Genomic DNA, 21,943 nt, shown 5'->3' with positions numbered 1-21,943 from the left:
CTCGACGAGGAGAAGAAGCGATCATGGAAAACCGACAACTCGGCACGAACGGCCCGGCGGTCTCCGCGCTCGGCCTCGGCACCATGGGCATGTCCGACCTCTACGGCCCGGCCGACGAGACGGAGAGCGTCGCCACCATCCACGCCGCCCTCGACGCCGGAATCTCGCTGCTCGACACCGGCGACTTCTACGGCATGGGCCACAACGAGCTGCTGATCGGTCGGGCACTGCGCGACCGTGACCGCGACCAGGTAGCCATCAGCGTCAAGTTCGGCGCACTGCGCGACCCCGACCTCGGCTGGCGGGGTGTCGACGGGCGCCCCGAGGCGATCCGCAACTTCCTCGCGTACTCGCTGCGGCGGCTGGGCACCGACCACATCGACACCTACCGGCTCGCCCGGGTCGACCCGAAGGTGCCGATCGAGGAGACCATCGGCGCGATCGCCGAGCAGGTCGAGAAGGGTCACGTACGCCACATCGGACTCTCCGAGGTCGGCGCCGACACCATCCGCCGGGCCCACGCGGTGCACCCGATCAGCGACCTCCAGATCGAATACTCGCTGATCTCGCGGGGGATCGAGGAGCGGATCCTGCCGACCGTACGCGAGCTCGGCATCGGCGTCACCGCGTACGGCGTGCTCTCCCGTGGCCTGCTCAGCGGGCGGTGGACCGCCGACCGGCAACTCGTCCCCGGCGACTTCCGCCACTCCGTACCCCGGTTCAGCGGCGACAACCTGGCCGCCAACCTGCGCCTGGTCGAGTCGCTGCGGCAGATCGCCGACGCGCGCGGTGCCACCGTCGCCCAGGTCGCCATCGCCTGGGTGCTGGCCCAGGGCCAGGACATCGTGCCGCTGGTCGGCGCCCGCCAGCGGGACCGGCTGACCGAGGCGCTCGGCGCGCTGGAGCTGAAGCTGACCCCGGACGACCTGGCCGCGATCGAGCGGGCGGTGCCGGCCGACTCGGCCGCCGGAACCCGGTACGGCACCCCCGACATGGCCCACCTCGACAGCGAACGGTGAGATGGTGCCCATGGCCGACACCACTCTGACCTCCGGGCAGATCCTCGAAGCGGCGGAGGACGTCCTCCGCCGCTTCGGCCCCGCCAAGACGACCGTGGTCGACGTCGCCCGGGTCCTCGGCGTCAGCCACGGCAGCGTCTACCGGCACTTCGCCAGCAAGACGGCGCTGCGCGAGGCGGTTGCCGAGCGCTGGCTGGACCGGGCGCACGCGCCGCTGCCCGCGCTGACCACCGCCGATCTGCCCGCCCCGCAGCGGCTGCGCGCCTGGCTCACCACGCTCGCCGCCGAGAAGCGGAGCAAGGCCCTGGACGACCCGGAGCTGTTCGCCACCTACATGGTGCTGGTCGGCGAGGCTTCGACGGTGGTGGCCGCACACGTGGAGGACCTGGTCCGGCAGCTCGCCGTGATCATCGGTGACGGGGTGGCCGACGGCGACTTCACCGTGACCGACGTGGACCGTACGGCGCGGGCGGTGCTGGCGGCGACCGCCCGTTGGCACCATCCCGCACACGCGGGCGAGTGGGGCGAGCCGGGTATCGCCGAGGCGCTGGAAGCGGTCTGCGACCTGCTCCTCGACGGGCTGCGTACGCGGACCTGAGTGCCGGGCGGTTGATGCACGACAGCTCCCCGCTGGCAGGCTGGGGAGCTGTCGGTGTGGGCGGGACGAGCGGGTTACCCCGCGATCGTTTCCCCCTTGACGCCACTGACGAACGCGCTCCAGGCATTCGGCTGGAACGCGAGCACGGGGCCGGTCGGGTCTTTGCTGTCGCGTAGCGCAACGACGCCGTCGAGGTTGTCGGCCACCTCGACGCACTGGCTGTTGCTATCGCTGCGTGTGCTCTTGTGCCACACGGCGCGAGACAGGTCCACTGCCCCCGCCTCCTTACTCTCTCTACGCCAGCTCGCTGGCGATGGCCGCGATCAGGTCGCGCGACTTGCTCGCGCTGAGCGCGGCGCTTTGCAGGTGGGCGTAGGCAAGGGTAACGCGCGCCATTTCGGATCTGCCGGATCGACGCCTCGGTAGGGTCTCTGGTGCCCCTGGATCTCCGCGAACGCAGGGACAGCGGCCCCCTATCAAGATCGACAGGGAGCCGCTGATGGATGAGTCCGGATGGGATGATCTTACGGGGTGATCACGCCGTCCTTGATGCTTTCGGTGAAGGCGGCCCAGGCGGTTGGGCCGAAGGTCAGCATCGGGCCGCTTGGATCTTTCGAGTCGCGCACGTCGATGGCAACGCTGCGGTCGCGCACCTCGGTGCACTGCCCGTTGGATGATGATCTGCTCGACTTCCGCCAAGCTGCGTGAGTGGGGATAGATCCCATATCAGTTCCTCCTTGCCTACTTCATCTTGTTGGCTACCTCGCGGATCAGTCGAGCGGAATCCACGGGATTCAGTGCGGCGGCGCGTAGGTGCTCGAAGATCACCGCGAAGCGCCGGACGTCCGCGTCACGCTCCAGGAACAGCTCGCCGGCCATGCTGTCGATGTAAACCAAGTCGGGGTCGGCGGCCTCTGGGAAATCCATGATGGCGAACGAGCCCGGCATGCCCGGGTGAGCGCCGACGCCGAACGGGACGACCTGCACAACGATGTGCGGCTGTTTCGAGGCATTGGCCAGGGCAGTCAGCTGCTCGACCATGACTTTCGTGCCGCCTACCAGCCGGTGAAGCACCGCTTCGTCCATGATCGCCCACAGGTTCAGCGGGCCGTCCTTCTGAAGCGAGGCCTGGCGCTTGAGCCGCGCTTCAACCCGCCGTTCGACGTACCCCTCGTCAGCGATCGGAACTGCTCCGGCGATGACGGCGCGGGCATAGCTCTCTACCTGTAACAACCCCGGAACGAACAAGCACTCGTAGTTGCGCACGCCGCATGCTTCGGCCTCGAAGCTGATGTAGGCCGTGTACTCATCCGGCAGCTCCGACTCAAACGCCTGCAACCAACCGAGCTGCGCGGCCTGCTTCGACAGGTCGATCAGCTCGTTACGGGTGTCTTCATCCGTGACGCCGTACTTATCGAGGAGCGCGACGAGCGTCCTCCGCTGCGGCCGAACCCTGGCCGTCTCGATGCGGTAGAGGGTGGCCGAGTTGATCCCGGTCTGCTCGCTCACTTCTTCGCGCGTCATGGCCGAAGCGGTGCGCATTGTGCGGAGTTCGGCAGCGAGCCGTCGCAGGCGCACGGTGGGCGGTTGTCTCCGAGCCGACAAGTCCATGATCCCTTCGCTCCGTCCGTATTGAGAGTGTCCCTGCCGTGCAAGTACCACGACAAGGCAGGGTGGGCGAGTGATGATCAGTCAGATGCATACCTTGCATAATCCGATATGCAGTAGCACGATGGGCACAGCATGTCACATCCGATCGGAGATGAGGCATGGGTCATGACCTCGTGTTCAACCGCTCAGACATGAGGTGTTGGCCGCTCCCAGGTGGGGGCTCCGGCCTCAGCTGGCGGCAACCGGCCGCCGGAGCCCCCCTTGAAAAGGAGGTCAGCGTGGCGATCATCGGTGCCGCCGTCGGATGTGCGCTTCTGGGGTTCTTGGCGGGGCTGTTCAGCTTCCGGGTCAAGAGCCGGTGGTGCCCCACCTGCGGCCAGACAACAAGCAGCTCCGCCTACAAGGCCACTCGTGGCCGGCACTGACCCCAAGCCGGGCGATGCCCTGCTCATCAGCGGCGAGGCCAACCCGGACTTCGACGGTGACGGCCAGATTTTTCTTCGGGTCATCCGCGCCGAGGCAACTCAGCCGGGCCGGCTCTGGCTCTACGGGTACGAAATCAACACACGCGGCACCGCCAGCAGGAATCGGATTTGGCGAGTCCAGGTGGTCGGCAAAACCAACCAGAGGTACGCCGATGAGAGTCAGGTCCTGTTCGGGGTCACCGGGGCGCTGCCGTTACCGGTCGGGAAGGAACGGACGACGATGACGACTCTGCGGGTGGGCGACGTCCTCACCCTTCGACCCTCCGACTACCGCAGGAAAGGCCAGGACCGGCTCCAGCCCGGCAGGGGCAAGCTCGTCCTCCGGGTAACCAGCCTCCCGGACCGCATCGACGTGTGCGTCGCGAGATGGGTGCCGCTGTCTGGAATCGAGATCCTGGACCAGGGCGACGGCGAGGAAGTATCCATCGCGGTCCACTACCGGACCCTGCCCGGCAGGTTCCTCCGGCTGAACCTGGTCACGCCTCACTTCATGGAGCAGGAGTACCCACCGCTATGAGTGGCGCTCACGACGACTTCGTCGTCCCCGAACTGGCCGAGCACACGCCGCTCCGGCCATTCTGGATCTGCCGGATCGACGCCTGTCCCTGGCCCTGTCCGGATGCCAGGCTCAACCTGCTGGGCGCCTACCTACCTCGACGACGGCTCGACCTGTACCAGTACCTCTCCGCCCAGCTCGTCACGGCCCTGACCGAGATCGACAGGGTAGTGGTGGAAGCCGGAGGAAAGCCGGAGCCCTACGTTCTCCACCGGCACATCATCGGCTGGCTGGTCGCGCACGAGGCAAGGGAGAGAAACAAGCGCCGCCGCGCCATCTGACGGGGAATGGAACGGCTGTGGCTGGTATGACGGGCAATACAAAACGTCCCGGCTCAGCTACCCGAGCGCTGGGACGTTCTGGTGCGGGAGGGGGGACTCGAACCCCCACGCCCGAAGGCACAGGAACCTAAATCCTGCGTGGCTGCCATTACACCACTCCCGCTGGCGGTACGAGTCTAGAGCCTCCGGGGCAGTCGCACGCACGTACGTCCGGCGTACCGGGATCGGCCGTCCGGACCGTCGCGGGAGGGCGACGGTCCGAGTGGCGAGGGGCGTCAGTCCAGGCCGAGGTCGCGGCGGAGCTTGGCGACGTGACCGGTCGCCTTCACGTTGTAGAGGGCCCGTTCGATCCGCCCGTCGGCGTCGATCACGAAGGTGGAGCGGATCACGCCGGTGACGGTCTTGCCGTAGAGCTGCTTCTCGCCGTAGGCGCCGTACGCGGTCAGCACCTCCTTGTCCGCGTCGGAGACCAGCGGGAAGGTGATCGCGTCCCGCTCGCGGAACTTGGCCAGCTTCGCCGGCTGGTCGGGGGAGATGCCGACCACCTCGTAGCCGGCGGCCTGCAACGAGGCGAGCGAGTCGCGGAAGTCGCAGGCCTGCTTGGTGCAGCCGGGCGTCATCGCGGCCGGGTACGCGTAGAGCACGACCTTCCGGCCGCGTAGCTCCTTGAGGGCGAGTGTCTTGCCGTCGTCGGTCGGCAGCGTGAATTCTGGCGCCAAATCGCCCGGCGCGAGGCGAGAACCCGTCATGGGGCGTGACATTACCCCGCTCAGCAGGCACGATCTTGATCGGTCTCCCTGGTTGTTGCAAGATGATGGCAATAAGGGTGCCTGGGCAAATACGCTGAGTTCCCGCTGTGGACCCCCTCCCGGCGGTTGGGGAGGAATGAGTGCAGTCGATCGCCATGCACATCTCGAACGGGATCATCGACGGTCCCGTGGCCGCGATCTTCGCGGCGTTCGCGCTGGTGGTGCTCACGTTCTGCGTGATCCGCGCCCGGCGCGACCTCGACGACCGGCTGGCGCCGATGGCGGGCCTGGTGGCCGCGTTCATCTTCGCCGTCCAGATGCTGAACTTTCCCATCTTCACCGCCGGGGTCAGCGGACACCTGCTCGGCGGCGCGCTCGCCGCGATCCTGGTCGGCCCGTGGGTCGGCGCGCTCTGCGTGTCGGTGGTCTTGGTCGTCCAGGCGCTCGTGTTCAGCGACGGCGGGGTGGCGATGATCGGGCTGAACATCACCAACATGGCGATCATCGGTACGGCCGCCGGCTACCTGCTGATCGGGCTGCTGCTCCGGGTCCTGCCGCGTACGCCGGCCGGGCTGGCGGTGACCGGATTCGTCGCCGCCCTGGTCAGCGTCGTGGTCGCCTCGCAGGGCTTCATCCTCCAGTACTGGCTCGGCGGCACCACCGACCTCGGCGACTCGCTCGGCGGGCTGGCCGCCACGATGGCCGGCGCCCACCTGCTGATCGGCATCGGCGAGGGGCTGATCACCGCCACCACCGTGGTCACCGTCGCCAAGGTACGACCCGACCTCGTCTACGCCCTGCGCGGCCTGCGACCCGTACCGGCGCTGGCCGACCCGATCGCCGGAGGTGCGCGATGAAGCAGCGGAACTGGGCCTTCCTCGTCGGCGGCCTGCTGGTCGCCCTGCTGCTCGCCGGGGTGGTGAGCAACTTCGCCTCGTCCCACCCGGACGGGCTGGACTCCTCGCTGCGGGAGGGCTGCACCTTCGACGCCGACGACAACATCACCGGCGGGACCTGCCCGGCGCAGCAGACCAAGGACCACGAACTGGCCGACAGCCCGCTGGCCGACTACGGGGTGAAGGGCGTGGAGAACGCGTACCTGTCCACCGGGTTGTCCGGGGTGGCCGGGGTGCTGATCACGTTCGCGGTCGGCGGCGGCCTGTTCTGGCTGACCCGCCGCCGGGGCACCGGCGGATCATCCGCCCCCGCCGCCGAGGACAGGGCCCTGAGCGGTACGCCGGCTGCCGGCGCGGAAACGGTGAAGTAGATGGGCGCCGGGCACGCGCACGTGCTCTACCGGGACGGCACATCGCCCGTGCACCGGCTGGCCCCCGAGGTGAAGATCACGGCGATGGTGGCCTTCAGCATCGCCGTGGTCGCCACCCCCAGGGAGGCGTTCTGGGCGTACGGCGGGTACGCCGTACTGGTGGTCGTGGTGGCGGCGCTGGCCCGGATCGGCGCCGGCTGGCTGCTCAAACGGTCGCTGATCGAGCTGCCGTTCGTGCTCTTCGCCTTCGTCCTGCCGTTCCTCGGTCACGGCGAACGGGTGAACTGGCTCGGCCTGAGTCTCTCCGTCGACGGGCTGTACGGCGGCTGGAACATCCTCGCCAAGGGCACCCTCGGCGTCCTCGCCTCGCTGCTGCTGGCCGGGACCACCACCGTACGGGATCTGATCCTCGGCCTGGACCGGCTGCGCTGCCCGCAGGTCCTGACCCAGATCGCCACCTTCATGCTGCGCTACCTCGACGTGCTCGCCGGTGAGGCCCGGCGGATGCGGGTCGCCCGGCTCAGCCGGGGCGACGACCCGCGTTTCCTCTGGCAGCTGCGCGGCTTCGCCGCCGGCATCGGCGCGCTGTTCCTGCGCGCGTTCGAGCGCGGCGAGCGGGTCTACCTGGCGATGCTGGCCCGGGGCTACGACGGTCGGATGCCGGCCGTGTGGCAGTCCGCCGGGGCCGCGACCGCCGGCGGATGGGTCGCCGGGGCGACCGTCCCGCTCGCCGCCGCCGGCATCGCCGTCACCGCGCTGATGCTGTCATGACCGGTGCTGTCATGATCGGTGCCGTGGAAGAAACCGCCCCCTCGCTGGACGTACGCGACGTGCGCTACGCCTACCCCGACGGTCACGTCGCCCTGCACGGGGTCGACCTGACCGTGCCGAAGGGGGAGCGGGTGGCCCTGCTCGGGCCGAACGGGGCCGGCAAGACCACGCTGGTGCTGCACCTCAACGGGATCCTCGCCGCCGCGGCGGGCACGGTCACCGTCGGCGGGCTTGCCGTGAACCGGGACCGGGCCACCCTGGGCGAGATCCGGCGTCGGGTCGGCATCGTCTTCCAGGACCCCGACGACCAGCTCTTCCTGCCGACCGTCGCGGAGGACGTGGCGTTCGGCCCGGCCAACCTCGGGCTGCGCGGCGCCGAACTGGCCGCCCGGGTGGACGAGGCGTTGGCAGCGGTCGGGATGGGTGAGCACCGGGACCGGGCGCCGCACCACCTGTCGTTTGGCCAGCGCCGCCGGGTGGCGGTCGCCACCGTGCTCGCCATGCACCCGGAGATCCTGGTGCTCGACGAGCCGTCGTCGAACCTCGACCCGGCCGCCCGCCGGGAACTGGCCGAGATCCTGCGCGGACTGCCGGTGACCCTGCTGATGGTCACCCACGACCTGCCGTACGCGCTGGAGCTCTGCGACCGGGCGGTCATCCTCGACGGTGGCCGGATCGTGGCCGACGGCGGCACGGCCGAGCTGCTCGCCGACGCCGACCTGCTGGCCCGGCACCGGCTCGAACTGCCCTACGGATTCGACCCGGTGGTGGCGGCCGCCCGACGCTGATCCTCCGGCCCGTCGTCGGGCAGTCGCCACGAGCGGCGTCCGCCGGGTCCGTCACCGGTGGCGGGAAGACCGGTGGCGGGAAGACCGGCGGTGGCTTCGCTCGCCACCGCGCGCAGCCGCAGCACACCGGCGAGCGTCCCACCGAGGCCGATCACGATCACGGCCGCGACCAGCAGCCGCGCCGACGACGCCGGCCACGGCACCGGGGCCACCGACCGGCCGAAGACCGCCGCGTTCGCCACCCCGGCGAACAGCGCCAGGCACGCCCCGGACAGGGCCAGGGCGAAATCGGCGGCCGGGCGCCGGGCCAGCGCGTACGCCCCGGCGCCGAGCGCGCCCAGCCCGGTGAGCAGCGGCCAGATCTGCCCGGCGAGCAGTCCCTGCGCCACCCCGCCGAAGCCGTCCGCCCCGGCGTCCAGTTCACGGGCCACCGCGAAGGCGACCGCGCCCGCCCCGGCCAGGGCGAAGCCCCCGGCCAGCACCACCGTCACCGTCCGGCCGGTACGCGTGGCAACGGAGAGCAGGCCGAGCGCGCCGAGACCGAGCGCCCCGACCAGGCTCGCCAGCCACCAAGAACCGGGGCTCGGCGGCGGCAACCAGTCCAGGGTGCCGCGCACCTCGATCGGACTGACGCCGTCGCGCAGCGGCACCGTCCAGTCCCGGATCCGGTGCGTCCGGTCCGGGTCGGCCCGTACCTGCTCCGGTGGGCTCTCCTCGGTCCAGTGGGTACGCCGGTCGTGCCAGCGGGCCACCGGCTCGGTGCCGACCCGTCGCCAGGACGGCGGCAGGGTCGGATCGGTGCCGGCCGGCGGTGCGGTGTCGCCGTCCAGGGTCTCGTTCAGGTACGTCGCCGGGGAGTTCAGGTTCTCGTACACCCCGTCCGGGCGTACCTCCAGGTACGGCTCACCGGCGTAACCGAGCACCTCGATCGTCCGGCCGGTCCGGTTGGTCAGCTCCAGCCGGGCACCCGCCTCGATCGCCCGTACGGTGAGGCCGGGCAGGGCCGGGGTGAGCGCGCCGACCTCGGTCCGGTAGTCGGTGCCGTCGGGCGCGTCGGCCCCGTGGGCGAGCGCCGGGGTGCCCACCGCGAGCGCGCCGAGCAGGCCGGCGGCGCACGCGGTGAGCAGTCGACGGATCACTTCGTGGCCGCTGCCACGGCCGCGGTGAGGTCGGCGGTGTTCGGGTTCACGCCCTTGCCGTTGACGAGTACGGTCGGCGTGCTGTTGATGTTCGCCCGGCTCGCCGCCTCGGTCACATGCGCGGTCCACGGCTTGAACGTACCGGCGCGTACGCAGGAGCCGAACCTGCCCCCGTCCAGCCCGACCCCGGTGCCGATGCTGATCAGCTCGTCGTCGCTCAGTCCGGCGCTGCCCTCGGCCGGCTGCCGGTTGAACAGCGCCTCGGCGTACTCCCGGTATTTGCCCTCGTCGGCCGCGCAGCCGGAGGCGGCGGACGACCGGGTCGAGTAGTTGGTCGAGGAGGCCCGGTCAAGGTACGCGACCGGGTGGAACTGGACCTTCACCTTGTTCTCGCTGATCATCTGGTCCAGGGTGGCGCCGGTGGACTTCTCGAACTGGCCGCAGAACGGGCAGATGAAGTCCTCGTAGATGTCGACGGTGACCGGGCCGGTGCCGACCGCTATCGCGTTGCCGTCGGCGGTCGCCCCGGCCGGCGCGGTGAAGTCGCTGGTCGACGGCTGGCTGGCGAAGACGCTCCAGCCGATCAGCCCGGCGATCAGCAGCACCGCGACCGCGATCAGCGACGTCCAGAGGGTGCGTCGGCGGCGGCGCTCGCGGGCCAACTGCTCCCGGACCACCCGGGCCGAACTCTTCTTCTGCGCCGCCTTCTGCGACTTCTGCGGCCCCTGCGGTGACTTCTGCGGCCCCTGCTGGGCCCGCTCCGGCCTTCGTCCCGGACCGCCACGCGCGCGACCCGACCCCCGTGGGCTACTCATCCTCGTCCTCCAGACGCTGCCCGCCGGCCATCCACCGGTCGATCGACAATGGGCTGCGCGGCCAGCGCAGCAGGAACGCCGCCATGATCAGGAACCCGATGTCGCGGAGGATCTCGGGCAGGTAGCTCGGGGTCTGTCCGACGGCCAGCGGCCCGCCCTCGCTGAAGCAGCCGCAGTCGATCGCCAGGCCACGGGCCCAGGCCGAGGCGATCCCGGCGATGAAGAGCACCAGCAGCAACGCGGAGACGCCGGCGGCCAGTCGGGTCGCCAACCCGAGGAGCAGGAGTACGCCGAGGGCGATCTCGACGAACGGCTGCGCCGCCCCGATCACCCTGGACACGTCGAAGGAGAAGATCTGGTATGCGTTGACGGCCCGCCCGGCGGCGGCCAGGTCACCGACTTTCGTGCTGCCGGCCCAGAACCACACCGCGGCCAGCCCGAGCCGTACGGCGAAACCGAGCCACGGCTGGACCGGATCCCAGCGTGCTCGTGCCGATGTCACCAAGGTCATGGCTCCTTAGTCGCGGGCCCGGTTCGACGGGTTCCGCTTCCCAGACAAGTCCCAGCAGACCCCAGGAACCTCCCAGCCAGGCGTTTTCGGCCCGTGTCCGGGCTCGGGTGGCTCAGCTGCCCAGCGCATCGCCGACCGCCTCGACCAGTTCCGCCCGCGCCCGCGCGACCCGCGACCGGATGGTGCCGACCGGCACCCCCTCCACGTCCGCCGCCTCCGCGTACGACAGCCCGAGCAACTGGGTGAGGACGAACGCCCCGCGCCGCTCGGCCGGCAGCCGCCGGAGCAGGTCGTTCGCGCCGAACTGCCCGGCCGGGTCCGGGTACGGGTGGTCGGTGTACGCCTGCCCGGTCAACCGCTCGTCGAGCCGGCGCCGCCGGATCACCGTACGGAGATGGTCGGCGCAGGCCCGCCGGGCGATCCCGAGCAACCACGTACGCGCACTCGACCGCCCCTCGAACGCCGGCAGCGCCCGGAACGCGCGCAGGTACGTGTCCTGGAGCAGGTCGTCGGCACTGTCCCGGTCGACCAGGGCGGCGGTGAACCGCCACACCTCGGCCTGGGTGGCCCGGACGAAGGCCGCCTGCGCCGCCGGGTCGCCGTCGCGGGCGCGCAACGCCCAGTGGGTCGCGTCGTCCAGCGCCCGCGTCCGGTCCACCGCCGTCTCCGGACCGGCCGTCATCGGCCGCGCCCTCACCGGCGGCGCCGTCTCCGGGCCGGTCGTCATCGGCGGCGCCGTCTCGGTGAAGGCCGTCTCCGGCGGCGCCGTCTGCGTGACGACCGTCATCGCAGGGGCCGCCGCCGCGACCACCGCTGCCCGCGACCGGATCGGTGCGGCTGGCTCGACGGTGGCGCTGACCTGGGCGGACTCGCGCGGGACGGGGATCACGACATCCGAGGTTACGCGCGCGGCCGGAGTGCGGGGGCGGCCTTGGCCCGCTTGGGTGCGGTTGCACACGACCGGGAACTTTCCCGCACCGGACATCGACTACTTCCCCATGACCTGCGACGAGGTACGGGTCGCGCTGTCCGCGCGGCTGGACGGGGAAGACCCGCGCGCGCCGATGGAGGCGCTCGACGCGCACACCGTGACCTGCCCCGGCTGCCAGCTCTGGCTGGTCCGGGCGGAGGAACTCGGCCGGGTCATGAGCCGGGCGCAGGCGGTCGAGGTGCCCGACCTGACCGCCACCGTACTCGCGGCGGTGGCCGCCGACCCGGTTGTCACGGCAGCCGCCCGCCGCCGCGCCTCGGCCGCGTACGGCCGGCGCCAGATCCTGCGGGTCGCGGTCGCGGTGGCCGCCGTCGCCCAGTTCGCCATCGCCCTGCCGATTCTGCTCGCCGGCTTCGGCGTCGAGGTCGACCTGCACACCAGCCGGGAGATGGCCTCGTTCGACGTGGCCCTCGCGGTCGGCTTCGCGCTCGCCGCGTACCGGCCGGAGCGGGCGCAGGCGTTCGTGCCGGTCGCCTTCGTCCTCGCGGTCTGCCTGGCCGGCACCAGCGCGGTCGACATCGTGAACTCGACCACGGCCGTGGTGCACGAGATCGGGCACCTCGCCACCGTGGTGCAGGCCGGACTGCTCTGGGCACTCGGCCGGGTCAGCCGGCGGACCGATCCGCCGCTGCGCGCGGCGGCGGTGGTGGCGGGACGCGGGTGATCCGAGGTCGCGCCGTGGTGGGTTTCTGGGCGAGCATGTCTCGCATGACTGCCGCACAAAGATCATGGGTCACGCGCGCGGGCGCGATGGCCGGCCTCCTGCTGGCGATGTTCGCCCTGCTGCTCGGGCCGGCCAGCCCGGCCAGCGCCCACGCGGTGCTGGTCAGCAGCAGCCCGGCCGCGGACGCGGTGCTGCCCAGCGCACCCACCGAGGTGGTGCTCACGTTCAGCGAGGGCGTCCGGAACGTACCGGACAAGATCCGGGTGCTCGGCCCGGACGGCGCACGGGTGGACCGGGGCGAACCGGCCTTCGACGGCGCCGTGGTCACCGTCCCGGTCGATCCCGGCGGGCCCCGGGGCACCTACCTGGTCAGCTACCGGGTGATCTCCGCCGACAGCCACCCGGTGGCCGGCGCCTTCACGTACTCGGTCGGGGCACCGTCCACCCCGCCGACGGACACCGAGAACGACAGCGTCGACCCGGTGATCACCGCCGCCGTGGCGGTCGGCAAGTACCTCGGCTACGCCGGGCTGGTGCTGCTGGTCGGCCCGGTGCTGGTGCTCAGCCTGCTCTGGCCGCAGCGGCTGGACCGGCGTGGCCCGGCCCGGCTGGTCTGGACCGGGTTCGGCCTGGTCACCGCCGCGACCCTGATCGGGATCTGGCTCCAGGTCCCCTACACCACCGGCGGCGGCCTCTTCTCGCTCAGTGGCAGCGCCCTGGGCGACGTGCTGGCCAGTACGTTCGGCGCCGTGCTGCTGGTCCGGCTCGGCATCCTGGTGGCCGCCGCGATCCTGCTCCGGCCGCTGCTGGGCGGCAGTGCCGGTCGGGCCGACCAGATCCTGCTGGCCGTACTCGGGGTGGCCGGGTTGTTCACCTGGCCGCTGTCCGGGCACGGGGCGGCGTCGCCCGTACCGGCGGTGTCGGTGCTGGTCGACGCGGTGCACGTGGGCAGCATGGCGGTCTGGCTCGGTGGCCTGCTGATGCTGGTCGTCTTCCTGCTGCGTCGGGCCGACGAGCGGGAACTCGGCGCGATCCTGCCGATCTGGTCCCGCTGGGCGGCGGTGGCCGTCTCCGCGCTGCTGCTCGCCGGCATCGTGCAGGCACTGATCGAGGTCGCCACCCCGAGCGCCCTGATCGACACCACCTACGGCCGCCTGATCATCGCCAAGGTGGTCCTGTTCGGCCTGGTGATCGGGGTGGCGGCGTACTCGCGGCGGCTGGTGCAGCGGCAGCTGGTCACCGAGCGGCCGGGGCGGATGCGCCGGGCGGTCTGGACCGAGCTGGGCGTGACCGCGCTGATCCTGGCCATCTCCGCCGTACTCGTCCAGACCCCGCCGGGGCGGACCGCCGAGGCGAACGACGGCGCCGCCGGATCGGGCTTCTTCTCCACCAGGCTCACCAGCGACCTGCTCGCGGTGGAGGTGGAGGTGGACCCGGCCGGCACCGGCAGCAACACCATCCACCTGTACGCCTACACCCCGGAGAACAAGCCGCAGCCGGTGGTCGAGTGGTCCGGAACCGCCGCGCTGCCGGCCAAGGGGGTCGAGCCGATCGAGATCCCGTTGCTGCCGCTGACCGACAACCACGCCACCGGTGAGATCAGCCTGCCCACCCCGGGCGACTGGCAACTGCGCTTCACCGTCCGAATATCCGACATCGACCAGGCCACGGTGACCGCCACCGTGCCGATCAAGTAGGAAGGCACTTCCATGATCCGTCCCCGGCGTACCGCGACCGCGGCCGCTCTCGTGCTCGGCGCGGCGCTCGTCGGCGTGTTCGGCGTCGCCCTGCCGGCGTCCGCGCACGTCACGGTCAACCCGAAGGAGGCGACCCAGGGCGGCTACGGCCGGGTGGCCTTCCGGGTGCCGAACGAGAGCGACACCGCCTCCACCACGAAGATCGAGGTCAACCTGCCGGAGAACGCGCCGGTCGCGTCGGTCTCGACCATTCCGGTGCCGGGTTGGACGGTGGCGCTGGAGAAGCGCGCGGTGAACCCGCCGCTGGAGGTGCACGGCAGCCAGATCACCGAGGCGGTGTCGAAGATCACCTGGACCGCGAGTGCGGGCGGTGAGGTGAAGCCGGCGCAGTTCCAGGAGTTCGGGGTCTCGCTCGGCCCGCTGCCCGAGGTCGACCAGTTGGTGTTCAAGGTGCTCCAGACCTACTCGGACGGCAACATCTCGCGCTGGATCGACGAGCCGGTGGCGGCCGGTGCCGAGGAGCCGGAGCACCCGGCGCCGGTGCTGAAGCTGGCCAAGGCGGCCGATCCGGCAGCCGCCGGGGCGACGCCGGGCGCGTCGGTGGCCCCGGCCGCACAGGCCGACGACGAGGACGACAGCGACGGCGGCTCGGCCGGGGTGGCGCTGGGCATCGCCGGTCTGGTGGCCGGTCTGGCCGGTCTGGTGCTGGGTGGGCTGGCGTTCGCCCGTACCCGCCGTCCGGGGACCCCGTCGGGCGTCTGAGGCATTGATCCGCTGGCCCGCCGGTGATCCGGCGGGCCAGCGGCGTTTTGCGCGATAAGGAGCATTAAGCCCCTTTAGGTCGGTATCGTCAGGAAGATACTTCGATCAGGGGGAAAAGACGATGCGCGTCGTACGCACCATCGCCGGGGTGCTGCTGCTCACGGTTGGGCTGACGGTGCTGCTCGTCGGCAGTGCACTGTGGACGGTAGCGGACCGGCGGGACGCCGATGACGCGTTCACGGCCTCCCTGCAACGGATCTCCACGCCCGGTCGCGCCGTCGTCGTACCCGACCTCGACGCGCTGCTGCGCCGGGACGCCCCGTTCACCCGTACCGGCCAGGCCCGGCTGCGGATCACCGCCGGTACCGAGGCCCGACCCGCGTTCATCGGGCTCGCCCCGACCGCCGAGGTCGACCGCTACCTGGCCGCGATGCCGTACACCCGGATCGACCGGGTCGCCGTCACCCGGGGGCGGCTGCCGGTCGCCCTCACCCCGGTGTCGCGGGCCGCGGCCCCGACCGCCGCCGCCGTGTCCGCCCCGGCCGAGCAGGCATTCTGGGTACGCCAGTCAGCCCGCGCCCTCGACCTCGCCCCGGACGACCTGCGCGGGCAGCGCCTCAGCCTGGTGGTCATGTACCCCGACGCCGGGCCCGGTGTCGCCCTCGACCTCCGCGCCGAACTGCGGGTGGGCTGGCTCGAACCGACCACCTGGGGCCTGCTCGCCGGTGGCACCCTGCTCGCGCTGCTCGGAATCGCCATCCTGGTCTGGCCCGCCCGACCGCGCGAGGTGGTCTTCGTGGTCGAACCCGGCCAGCTCCCGGTGCTGACCGCCCGCCTCGGCGTACGCGCCCTCGACAACCTCGGTCGACCGACCCAGGGCAAGGCCCGTACGCGGCACCCGGCCGGGTCACCGGCCTCGGCCGCCTGGCCGGTCCACTCCCAGTTGCCGGCCCCGTCCCGCCCGGTCGACACCACCGGCCCCCGGAACTCCCACGGCCTTCCCGCCCGCCGGACCGGACCGGTGGCGTCCCGCCCGGAGACGCTCGCGGACGTCCTCACGAATGGTCGAGTCGACACGGAGGGTCCGGTCGACGCGGGTGCTCCCGCCGGCACGGGTGCTTCCGCCGGCACGGGTGCTCCCGCCGGCGCGGGTGCTTCCGTCGGCACGGGTGGTTCCGGTGGCACGGATGGTCCGGTCGCGGCTTCGGACGGGGGCGCCACGAACGGCGGACCGGCGACCGGGCGAAGCCTCGATCACGTCTGGCCGGCGAGCAGCCCGCCGCCCGCCAAACTCGTCCTCAACTGGCCGCCGCGCGCCGCCGGCAGCACCGGTCCGTTGTCGAAGCAGCCCGCGAACCCGGCCCCGGCCTACCCGACCAAGACCGCGTCCGGTTCACCCGGGCACGCCTCGTCGGCGCCCGGTGCCCCCGACGCCGTTGCGTCGAAGCCGACCGTGGCGTACGGGCGACGGCTTGAGCAGGACTTCGATCCGGTGCACGCGGGGGCGGCACGGGGCGCCAACCAGGTGCCGGAGTATCCGGGGAAGGGCTTGTCGGAGCGGCAGAGCCGATCCGAGGCGACCGATGCGACGCCGATCCCGGCCGGGGCGGGCACGCCCACCGAGGTTGCGCAGGAGGCGGCGCCTCCGCTCACCGCGCCACCGGTGGGCGCGAGCCCGGTGGCGGCCTCGCAGGCGTCCGGCGTACCCGTGGTCGACGGTGGGCCGACGGGCAAGCCGGCAGCGGCGCAACCCACCTCGTCTCGTCGGACCGGGGCGACCAGGGCGACCGGGGCGGCGGAGAAGGCCGCGACGACCAGGTCGAGGAAGTGCAAGCCGGAGCCGGGCGGCGACGCCGAGCCGGCGACGGCGGACAACGCGGCGGCGGGGCCGGTGGCCGGCACCGCCGGGGCGGCGGATGCCGCCGAGGTGGCCCCGGCGAGGTGAAACCCGTGGTGGCCGGGGTTCCGGAGTGCGAGCAGTGCGAGCCGTGCGAGAACGGCGAGTGGCCCTTCGTGCTGCCGACACGAAGGGCCACTCTCACCGGGGGATCGGTGCACTCAAGGAACGTTTTAGGTGTTGGTACTAGATTAACCCCAACACAGACGACTAGGGGAGATCTGTCCAATTGGCGCAACTTTTGCCGCTACCGGACACTCAGTGCGTGACCGGGACACCGCTGCGGGGAACGCTGTTGCTGGGCGCCTCGCGAACCAGGTGCCGGGTCGGCAGCACGAAGAGCAGCAGGATGGCCAGCAGCACGTACATGTTGCGCAACACGAACTCGATCGGTGAGTCGGTGGGTACGGGCTTGACCCCCCAGTCGTGGAACGAGACCACGCCGTAGACCACGCTGGCGTAGATCACGGCGGCCAGCACCAGCAGGGTCCGCCGTCGGCGCCGGCCGACCCCACCCGGCTCCCAGCCGGGCGGCTGCGACAGGCCCGCGTCGACCAGGACCAGCACCGCCGGAATGAACCAGTACACGTGGTGGGTCCAACTGATCGGGCTGGCCAGCGCACCGACCAGGCCGGTCAGCGCCAGACCGGTCAGTTCGTCGCCACCCCTGGCGGCCCGACTGGCCCGCCAGAGGCCGTAGCCGGCCACCACGGCGACCAGGGCCAGCCAGAGCAGCTGGTCGGGCTTCTCCGGCACGGTGAACCGGCTCAGCAGGCCGAAGAGGGACTGGTTGCCGGTGTAGTCGGTGCGACCGACCCGGTCGGTCGCCCACAGCTCATGGGTCCAGAAGCGCCAGGAGTCGCGCGGCGCGATCGCCGCGGCCAGCAGCGTCGCGGCGGCGGCGCTCGCGCTCGCCACGGCCGCCTCGCGCCACCGCCGGGTGGCCAGGAAGTAGACGATGAAAATGCCCGGATACAGCTTGAGCGCCGTCGCCAGCCCGATGCCGACACCGGCCCAGCGGGACTTGCGGGGTACGGCGAAGAGCAGGTCCCCGAGGATCAACAGGACCAGCAGCATGTTGATCTGACCGAAGGTGATCGTCTCGCGGGTGCTCTCCGCCGCGAAGACGAGCGGTACGGCCACCGCGGCGGCCAACCAGCGCGGGATGCCCCGGCGGTCGGCGATCGGCGCGATCAGCCACCAGGTGGTCACGATGACCGCGAGCACCGTGAAGATCGTGAAGATGGTGACCGTCGCGCCCAGCGTCAGCCCGGCGAACGGCCGCATCAGCAACGCGGTGAACGGCGGGTACGTGAAGTACAGCTCGCCCTGGACCCGGTCGGCCTGGGCGTAGTCGTAGAGCGGCTTCCCCTCCGCCCACCAGCGCATCGCGCTCATGTAGATCTTGAGGTCGAAGAAGTTGTGCGGCGTGCCGAGCAGGTAGATGACCGGGACCACGGCAGCGAGCGCCACGGCCGCGACGAGCCACCGCGCAGTACGACCACCCGGGTCGTCTGCGGCGGTGGCGGATGAGGCGGCGGGATCGGCTGGCACGGGGAAAACCCTAGCGGTCGGTTGTGGCTGCCGCGTTGAGGCGCGGGCTGCTGGGCTGCGCGTAGTCTGTGGCGGTGGCTGATCTTCTTGTCTGGATCGACTGTGAGATGACCGGGCTCGATCTCGGCAAGGATGCGCTGATCGAGGTCGCTGCTCTCGTTACCGATCCGGACCTCAACGTTCTCGGTGAAGGTGTCGACGTGGTGATCCACGCCGACGAACAGGCTCTGGCGGGGATGCCGGAGATAGTACGGGCTATGCATGAACGTTCCGGCCTGACCGAGGAGGTACGCCGCTCCGCGGTCAGCCTCGCCGAGGCCGAGGACATGGTCATGGAGTACGTGACCAGCCTGGTCAAGGACCCGCGCAGCGCCCCGCTGTGCGGTAACTCGATCGCTACCGACCGGGGTTTCCTGGCCCGCGACATGCCCCGGCTCGACGCACACCTGCACTACCGCATGATCGACGTCTCGTCGATCAAGGAGCTGTGCCGGCGCTGGTACCCACGGGTCTACTTCGGTCAACCGGCGAAGGGGCTGGCCCACCGGGCGCTGGCCGACGTCCGGGAGAGCATCCGCGAGCTGGAGTACTACCGGCGGACGGTCTTCGTCCCGCTGCCCGGCCCGGACGTCGAGACCGCGAAGTCGATCGCCGCCCAGCTCTGACGGATTACCCGCCCCCGGCCGGGTTGACTCCGGCCGGAGGCGAACCCGCTCGACGCGGCACGGGTGGGTGTGGCTATTATTGGTCGGCGCCCCGCCCGGCGGTTCAAGATCCGGGTTGGTCGACATGGTGGCTGTAGCTCAGTAGGCAGAGCACCGGGTTGTGGTCCCGGGTGTCGTGGGTTCAATTCCCATCAGTCACCCTGCCAGTTGTTGCAGGTCAGGCCCCCTCCGCTGGAGGGGGCCTGACGCATTCAGGGGGCATTCAGGGGGCAACGGAACGCGGGCCGGACCGGTGGGAAGGCTTCCCGTGGTCCGACCCGCGTCGCGGCTTCGATCAGGTGGTCGGGGTGACGCTCGGGTCGGCGGACGGCACGTCGCTGGGAGCCGGTGCGGCCGGCGCCTCGTACGGGATCGCGCTGCCCTTGATGAAGTCGTCCCAGCTCATGTTCCAGTCGGTCCAGCCGTTGCCGTTCTCCAGCTTGCGCTCGGTGCCCTTGACCGTGATCGGGTCACCGATCTTCGTCTGGTCGAAGAGCCACTGGGCGTTGGCCTGGGACATGTTCACGCAGCCGTGCGACACATTCGTACGCCCCTGCTGGGCCACCGACCACGGCGCGGCGTGGATGAACTCGCCGCCCCAGGTGAGGCGCTGGGCGAACTCGATGTCGGTGCGGTAGCGGTTGGCCGGGTTCGGGTCGTCCATGGTGTCGAAGACCGTCTTCTTCAGCTTCTCCATCACGATCATGGTGCCGCTGGAGGAGGGGGTGACCGGGGCGCCGAGGCTGATCGGGATCGTCCGGATGACCTTGCCGTCCTTGGTGACGGTCATCTGCTTGCTCTTGTTGTCGACCGTCATCACCACCGCCGAACCGACCTTGGCGTCGATGGTGAGGTCCGCCCGGCCGTACCAGCCGTCGCCCATCGGCAGCCCGCCGGCCTGGATCTTGTAGTCCAGCTCGGTGTTGGCCTGCCAGTACGTCTTCGGCCGGAAGTGCACCTCGGTCGGGCTGATCCAGCGCCAGCCACCCTCCTGCGTCGGGGTGGTCGTCACGGTCATCCGCCGCTGGACGTCGTCCCGGAAGTCCTCCGGAATCGCGCGGGAGAACTTCACGATCACCGGCATGCCCACGCCGACCACGGCACCGTCGCCGAGGAAGCTGGTCACCCGGACCTGGTTCGCCGGCTTCGCCATCGTGGTGAAGGTACTGTTCGTGGTCGCCGGCTTGCCGTCGTCGCCGGTCGCGGTCACCGTCGCGGTGTACGTCGTACCGTATTCGAGCGCACCGTTGGGCAGGAAGGTCGTACCGTCGGGGCTGACCTTGCCCTCGACGACCTTGCCGGTGCCGTCCTTCAGTTCGAGCGTCGTCGTGGTCGCGTCCTTGCTGGTGAAGGCGACCTCGGTCGACGCGGGCACGTCCTTCGCGTCGGCCGCCGGGCTGGTGATCGTCGCGCTGGCCTTCGGGGCGTCCGGGGCCTTGCTGCCGTTCCCACCCGACCAGGCCGGTGAGTTGCCACCGCCGCTGCTGCACCCGGCGGCGGTGAGCGCGAGCGCCCCGGTGAGCACGACCGTCACGAGCGTCCGCGCGGTTGCCCGGCGCCGTCTCGCGGTCTGCCCCATCAACTGGTCTCGACTCGCGCGCATTGCTCCCTCACAGTCCTGGTCCCCACGACCATCCTCTCCCAAAGACGCCTGCCGGCAAATTTTGGTTTCACCACGTGGCGAGAAACGCAGGCGGGTAGGGAGAGTTGTCGGTATATTGCCTGGTTCGTCCAGCCCAGCCGGCTGATCGTCGACCGGCGGGGGCCCAGCGGGAGCCGGTCACGCGCCGGGGGTGGCACCCGTCGTCGGGCTGGCCGACGCGGATCCGGCGCCGGGCGCGGACCCCGTTCCGAGACCATCGGGTACGGGCAGCGCGCTGCCCTTGACGAACTCGGCCCAGCTCATGTTCCACGCGGTCCAGCCATTGCCGTCGGCGAGCTTGCGCTCGGTGCCCTGCACCGTCACCGGGTCGCCGGTCTTCGTCTTCTCGAACAGCCATCGCGCGTTCGGCGTGGAGAGGTTCACACAGCCGTGCGACACGTTCGTACGCCCCTGCTGGGCCACCGACCACGGCGCGGCGTGGATGTACTCGCCACCCCAGGTGAGGCGCTGGGCGAAGTCGATGTCGGTCACGTAGCGGTTCGCCGGGTTCGGGTCGTCGCTGGTGTCGAAGACGGTGCTTTCCTTCTTCTCCATCACGACCATCGTCCCGCTGGACGACGGAGTGGCCTTCTTCCCCAGGCTGACCGGCATCGTCCGGACCAGGTTGCCGTTCTCGAAGACCGTCATCTGCTTGGTCGCGTTGTCGACCTTCATCTCGAACCGGTTGCCGATCCTGACGTTGGCCTTCCGGTCGACGTTGCCGTACCGGCCGTTGCTGAGCGGGATCCCCTCCAGCGCGATCCGTACCGTCAGCTTGGTCTCCGGCTGCCAGTACTCCGGCGCCCGGTAGTAGGCCTGGGTGCCGTTGTCCACCCAGTGCCAGGCACCCGGCTGCGCCGGAGCGGTGTCGACGAACATCCGCCGCTGCACCGCCGCCCGATCCTTCTTCGGGATGCCCGGGGAGAACTCCACCACCACCGGCATGGCCACGCCGTACACCTTGTCGTCGAACAGGTACAGCCCGGAACCGATCTGCGAACCCGGCTTGGCCATCGTGGTGAAGGAGGTGGTCTTCGTCTCCACCTGACCGGAGGTGCCGGTGGCGGTGACGGTGGCGTCGTACTTCTTGTTGTACTTCAGGGGGTTGGCCGGCACCCAAGACGAGCCGTCCTCGCGCAGACTGCCGGCGACCTTCGCCCCGTCGGTGCTCAGCGTCACATCGGTGATTTTCCCGCCGGTGACCGTGGTGCCGATCTCGGTGCTCACCGGCTGCTTGGCCGCCCCGGCCGCCGGGGTGATGGCGAGCGAGAGCGGTTCGGCCGGCGGTGTGGGGCTGGCGGTGGGCTGGGTGGAGGTGCCCACGAACTCGGGCTTCTGGTCACTGCCACCGCACCCGGCCAGGGCCAGCGGCGTGACCATGACCAGGGCCGTGATCATCGTCCAGCCCCGCGTGATGTTGCCCATCCCCACCCCGTTCGATC

Annotated in this window: 24 protein-coding genes and 2 tRNA genes; 14 read left to right on the top strand and 12 right to left on the bottom strand. The window is 70.8% G+C overall.

Annotated elements, in window-relative coordinates; translation table 11 throughout:
• Nucleotides 1-23 precede the first annotated feature (23 nt).
• Entirely contained in the window at nt 24-1,019 is a 996-nt protein-coding gene (locus ACZ6QQ_RS08470; RefSeq protein WP_465875217.1) for an aldo/keto reductase, read from the top strand.
• 10 nt (nt 1,020-1,029) lie between these two features.
• Complete coding sequence (locus ACZ6QQ_RS08465) at nt 1,030-1,617, top strand: TetR/AcrR family transcriptional regulator (protein ID WP_465875216.1); 588 nt, start codon at nt 1,030-1,032, stop codon at nt 1,615-1,617.
• 74 nt (nt 1,618-1,691) lie between these two features.
• Here ACZ6QQ_RS08465 and ACZ6QQ_RS08460 read toward each other — a convergent pair whose 3' ends face one another.
• From ACZ6QQ_RS08460 to ACZ6QQ_RS08450, 3 genes are all read right to left on the bottom strand, one after another.
• Nucleotides 1,692-1,889, bottom strand: coding sequence for a DUF397 domain-containing protein (locus ACZ6QQ_RS08460; protein WP_465875215.1), 198 nt, complete (start codon nt 1,887-1,889; stop codon nt 1,692-1,694).
• Between the two features lie 252 nt (nt 1,890-2,141).
• Entirely contained in the window at nt 2,142-2,342 is a 201-nt protein-coding gene (locus tag ACZ6QQ_RS08455) for a DUF397 domain-containing protein (RefSeq protein ID WP_465875214.1), read from the bottom strand.
• Nucleotides 2,343-2,358: 16 nt separating this feature from the next.
• Nucleotides 2,359-3,141 carry a helix-turn-helix domain-containing protein gene (locus ACZ6QQ_RS08450; protein WP_465875213.1) on the bottom strand — a complete coding sequence of 261 codons (783 nt, stop codon included), beginning with the start codon at nt 3,139-3,141 and terminating at the stop codon, nt 2,359-2,361.
• A gap of 498 nt (nt 3,142-3,639) precedes the next feature.
• Here ACZ6QQ_RS08450 and ACZ6QQ_RS08445 point away from each other — a divergent pair, with 498 nt between their 5' ends.
• Entirely contained in the window at nt 3,640-4,230 is a 591-nt protein-coding gene (locus tag ACZ6QQ_RS08445) for a hypothetical protein (RefSeq protein WP_465875212.1), read from the top strand.
• Complete coding sequence (locus ACZ6QQ_RS08440) at nt 4,227-4,550, top strand: hypothetical protein (protein WP_465875211.1); 324 nt, start codon at nt 4,227-4,229, stop codon at nt 4,548-4,550. Before ACZ6QQ_RS08445 ends, ACZ6QQ_RS08440 begins: the two co-directional genes overlap by 4 nt.
• A 79-nt stretch (nt 4,551-4,629) precedes the next feature.
• Here ACZ6QQ_RS08440 and ACZ6QQ_RS08435 read toward each other — a convergent pair.
• Nucleotides 4,630-4,713: transfer RNA gene (locus tag ACZ6QQ_RS08435), tRNA-Leu, on the bottom strand.
• 112 nt (nt 4,714-4,825) lie between these two features.
• Nucleotides 4,826-5,299, bottom strand: coding sequence for a thioredoxin-dependent thiol peroxidase (gene bcp, locus ACZ6QQ_RS08430; RefSeq protein ID WP_465875210.1), 474 nt, complete (start codon nt 5,297-5,299; stop codon nt 4,826-4,828).
• Between the two features lie 140 nt (nt 5,300-5,439).
• Here bcp and ACZ6QQ_RS08425 point away from each other — a divergent pair, with 140 nt between their 5' ends.
• Genes ACZ6QQ_RS08425 through ACZ6QQ_RS08410 form a run of 4 tightly spaced genes read left to right on the top strand, consistent with a single transcriptional unit; the run spans nt 5,440 to nt 8,125 of the window.
• Nucleotides 5,440-6,156, top strand: a complete 717-nt coding sequence (locus tag ACZ6QQ_RS08425; protein ID WP_465875209.1) for an energy-coupling factor ABC transporter permease — start codon at nt 5,440-5,442, stop codon at nt 6,154-6,156.
• The gene (locus ACZ6QQ_RS08420) at nt 6,153-6,566 is read left to right on the top strand and encodes a PDGLE domain-containing protein (protein WP_465875208.1); all 414 of its coding nucleotides are present in this window, start codon (nt 6,153-6,155) and stop codon (nt 6,564-6,566) included. The genes ACZ6QQ_RS08425 and ACZ6QQ_RS08420 overlap by 4 nt, the downstream gene beginning before the upstream one ends.
• Complete coding sequence (cbiQ, locus tag ACZ6QQ_RS08415; protein ID WP_465875207.1) at nt 6,567-7,337, top strand: cobalt ECF transporter T component CbiQ; 771 nt, start codon at nt 6,567-6,569, stop codon at nt 7,335-7,337. It abuts the gene before it with no gap.
• An 11-nt stretch (nt 7,338-7,348) separates the two neighbouring features.
• On the top strand, nt 7,349-8,125 hold the full coding sequence (locus tag ACZ6QQ_RS08410) for an energy-coupling factor ABC transporter ATP-binding protein (protein WP_465875517.1): 777 nt from the start codon (nt 7,349-7,351) through the stop codon (nt 8,123-8,125).
• On the opposite strand, the gene ACZ6QQ_RS08405 is transcribed toward ACZ6QQ_RS08410, so the two are convergent.
• The 4 genes from ACZ6QQ_RS08405 to ACZ6QQ_RS08390 form a co-directional block, all read right to left on the bottom strand.
• Nucleotides 8,086-9,264 carry a hypothetical protein gene (locus tag ACZ6QQ_RS08405; protein ID WP_465875206.1) on the bottom strand — a complete coding sequence of 393 codons (1,179 nt, stop codon included), beginning with the start codon at nt 9,262-9,264 and terminating at the stop codon, nt 8,086-8,088. The two genes, ACZ6QQ_RS08410 and ACZ6QQ_RS08405, sit on opposite strands and share 40 nt — an antisense overlap.
• Complete coding sequence (locus ACZ6QQ_RS08400; protein ID WP_465875205.1) at nt 9,261-10,079, bottom strand: DsbA family protein; 819 nt, start codon at nt 10,077-10,079, stop codon at nt 9,261-9,263. The genes ACZ6QQ_RS08405 and ACZ6QQ_RS08400 overlap by 4 nt, the downstream gene beginning before the upstream one ends.
• Complete coding sequence (locus tag ACZ6QQ_RS08395; RefSeq protein WP_465875204.1) at nt 10,072-10,590, bottom strand: MauE/DoxX family redox-associated membrane protein; 519 nt, start codon at nt 10,588-10,590, stop codon at nt 10,072-10,074. Before ACZ6QQ_RS08395 ends, ACZ6QQ_RS08400 begins: the two co-directional genes overlap by 8 nt.
• Nucleotides 10,591-10,702: 112 nt before the next feature.
• Complete coding sequence (locus tag ACZ6QQ_RS08390; protein WP_465875516.1) at nt 10,703-11,272, bottom strand: sigma-70 family RNA polymerase sigma factor; 570 nt, start codon at nt 11,270-11,272, stop codon at nt 10,703-10,705.
• Between the two features lie 262 nt (nt 11,273-11,534).
• Here ACZ6QQ_RS08390 and ACZ6QQ_RS08385 point away from each other — a divergent pair, with 262 nt between their 5' ends.
• From ACZ6QQ_RS08385 to ACZ6QQ_RS08370, 4 genes are all read left to right on the top strand, one after another.
• On the top strand, nt 11,535-12,245 hold the full coding sequence (locus ACZ6QQ_RS08385; protein WP_465875203.1) for a zf-HC2 domain-containing protein: 711 nt from the start codon (nt 11,535-11,537) through the stop codon (nt 12,243-12,245).
• Between the two features lie 35 nt (nt 12,246-12,280).
• Nucleotides 12,281-13,942, top strand: a complete 1,662-nt coding sequence (locus tag ACZ6QQ_RS08380) for a copper resistance CopC/CopD family protein (protein ID WP_465875202.1) — start codon at nt 12,281-12,283, stop codon at nt 13,940-13,942.
• A 12-nt stretch (nt 13,943-13,954) separates the two neighbouring features.
• The gene (locus ACZ6QQ_RS08375; protein WP_465875201.1) at nt 13,955-14,704 is read left to right on the top strand and encodes a YcnI family copper-binding membrane protein; all 750 of its coding nucleotides are present in this window, start codon (nt 13,955-13,957) and stop codon (nt 14,702-14,704) included.
• 121 nt (nt 14,705-14,825) lie between these two features.
• Entirely contained in the window at nt 14,826-16,649 is a 1,824-nt protein-coding gene (locus tag ACZ6QQ_RS08370) for a hypothetical protein (RefSeq protein ID WP_465875200.1), read from the top strand.
• A 210-nt stretch (nt 16,650-16,859) separates the two neighbouring features.
• Here the strand turns inward: ACZ6QQ_RS08370 and ACZ6QQ_RS08365 are convergent, their stop codons facing one another.
• A complete protein-coding gene (locus tag ACZ6QQ_RS08365; RefSeq protein WP_465875199.1) occupies nt 16,860-18,155 on the bottom strand; it encodes a glycosyltransferase family 87 protein in 1,296 nt (431 codons plus the stop codon).
• 68 nt (nt 18,156-18,223) lie between these two features.
• Between ACZ6QQ_RS08365 and orn the strand changes: the two genes are divergently transcribed.
• The gene (gene orn, locus ACZ6QQ_RS08360) at nt 18,224-18,820 is read left to right on the top strand and encodes an oligoribonuclease (RefSeq protein WP_465875198.1); all 597 of its coding nucleotides are present in this window, start codon (nt 18,224-18,226) and stop codon (nt 18,818-18,820) included.
• A 127-nt stretch (nt 18,821-18,947) separates the two neighbouring features.
• Nucleotides 18,948-19,020: transfer RNA gene (locus tag ACZ6QQ_RS08355), tRNA-His, on the top strand.
• A 134-nt stretch (nt 19,021-19,154) separates the two neighbouring features.
• On the opposite strand, the gene ACZ6QQ_RS08350 is transcribed toward ACZ6QQ_RS08355, so the two are convergent.
• Both ACZ6QQ_RS08350 and ACZ6QQ_RS08345 read right to left on the bottom strand, forming a co-directional pair.
• Nucleotides 19,155-20,462, bottom strand: coding sequence for a L,D-transpeptidase (locus ACZ6QQ_RS08350; RefSeq protein WP_465875197.1), 1,308 nt, complete (start codon nt 20,460-20,462; stop codon nt 19,155-19,157).
• A 177-nt stretch (nt 20,463-20,639) separates the two neighbouring features.
• Nucleotides 20,640-21,926: a L,D-transpeptidase gene (locus tag ACZ6QQ_RS08345; RefSeq protein WP_465875196.1), complete on the bottom strand. Its 1,287-nt coding sequence runs from the start codon at nt 21,924-21,926 to the stop codon at nt 20,640-20,642.
• Nucleotides 21,927-21,943: the final 17 nt, after the last annotated feature.

The sequence above is a fragment of the Micromonospora sp. NPDC049529 genome (genome assembly GCF_055586685.1).
The sequence above is the reverse complement of the archived record's forward strand: the minus strand, read 5'-3'. Positions and strand labels throughout refer to the sequence as shown.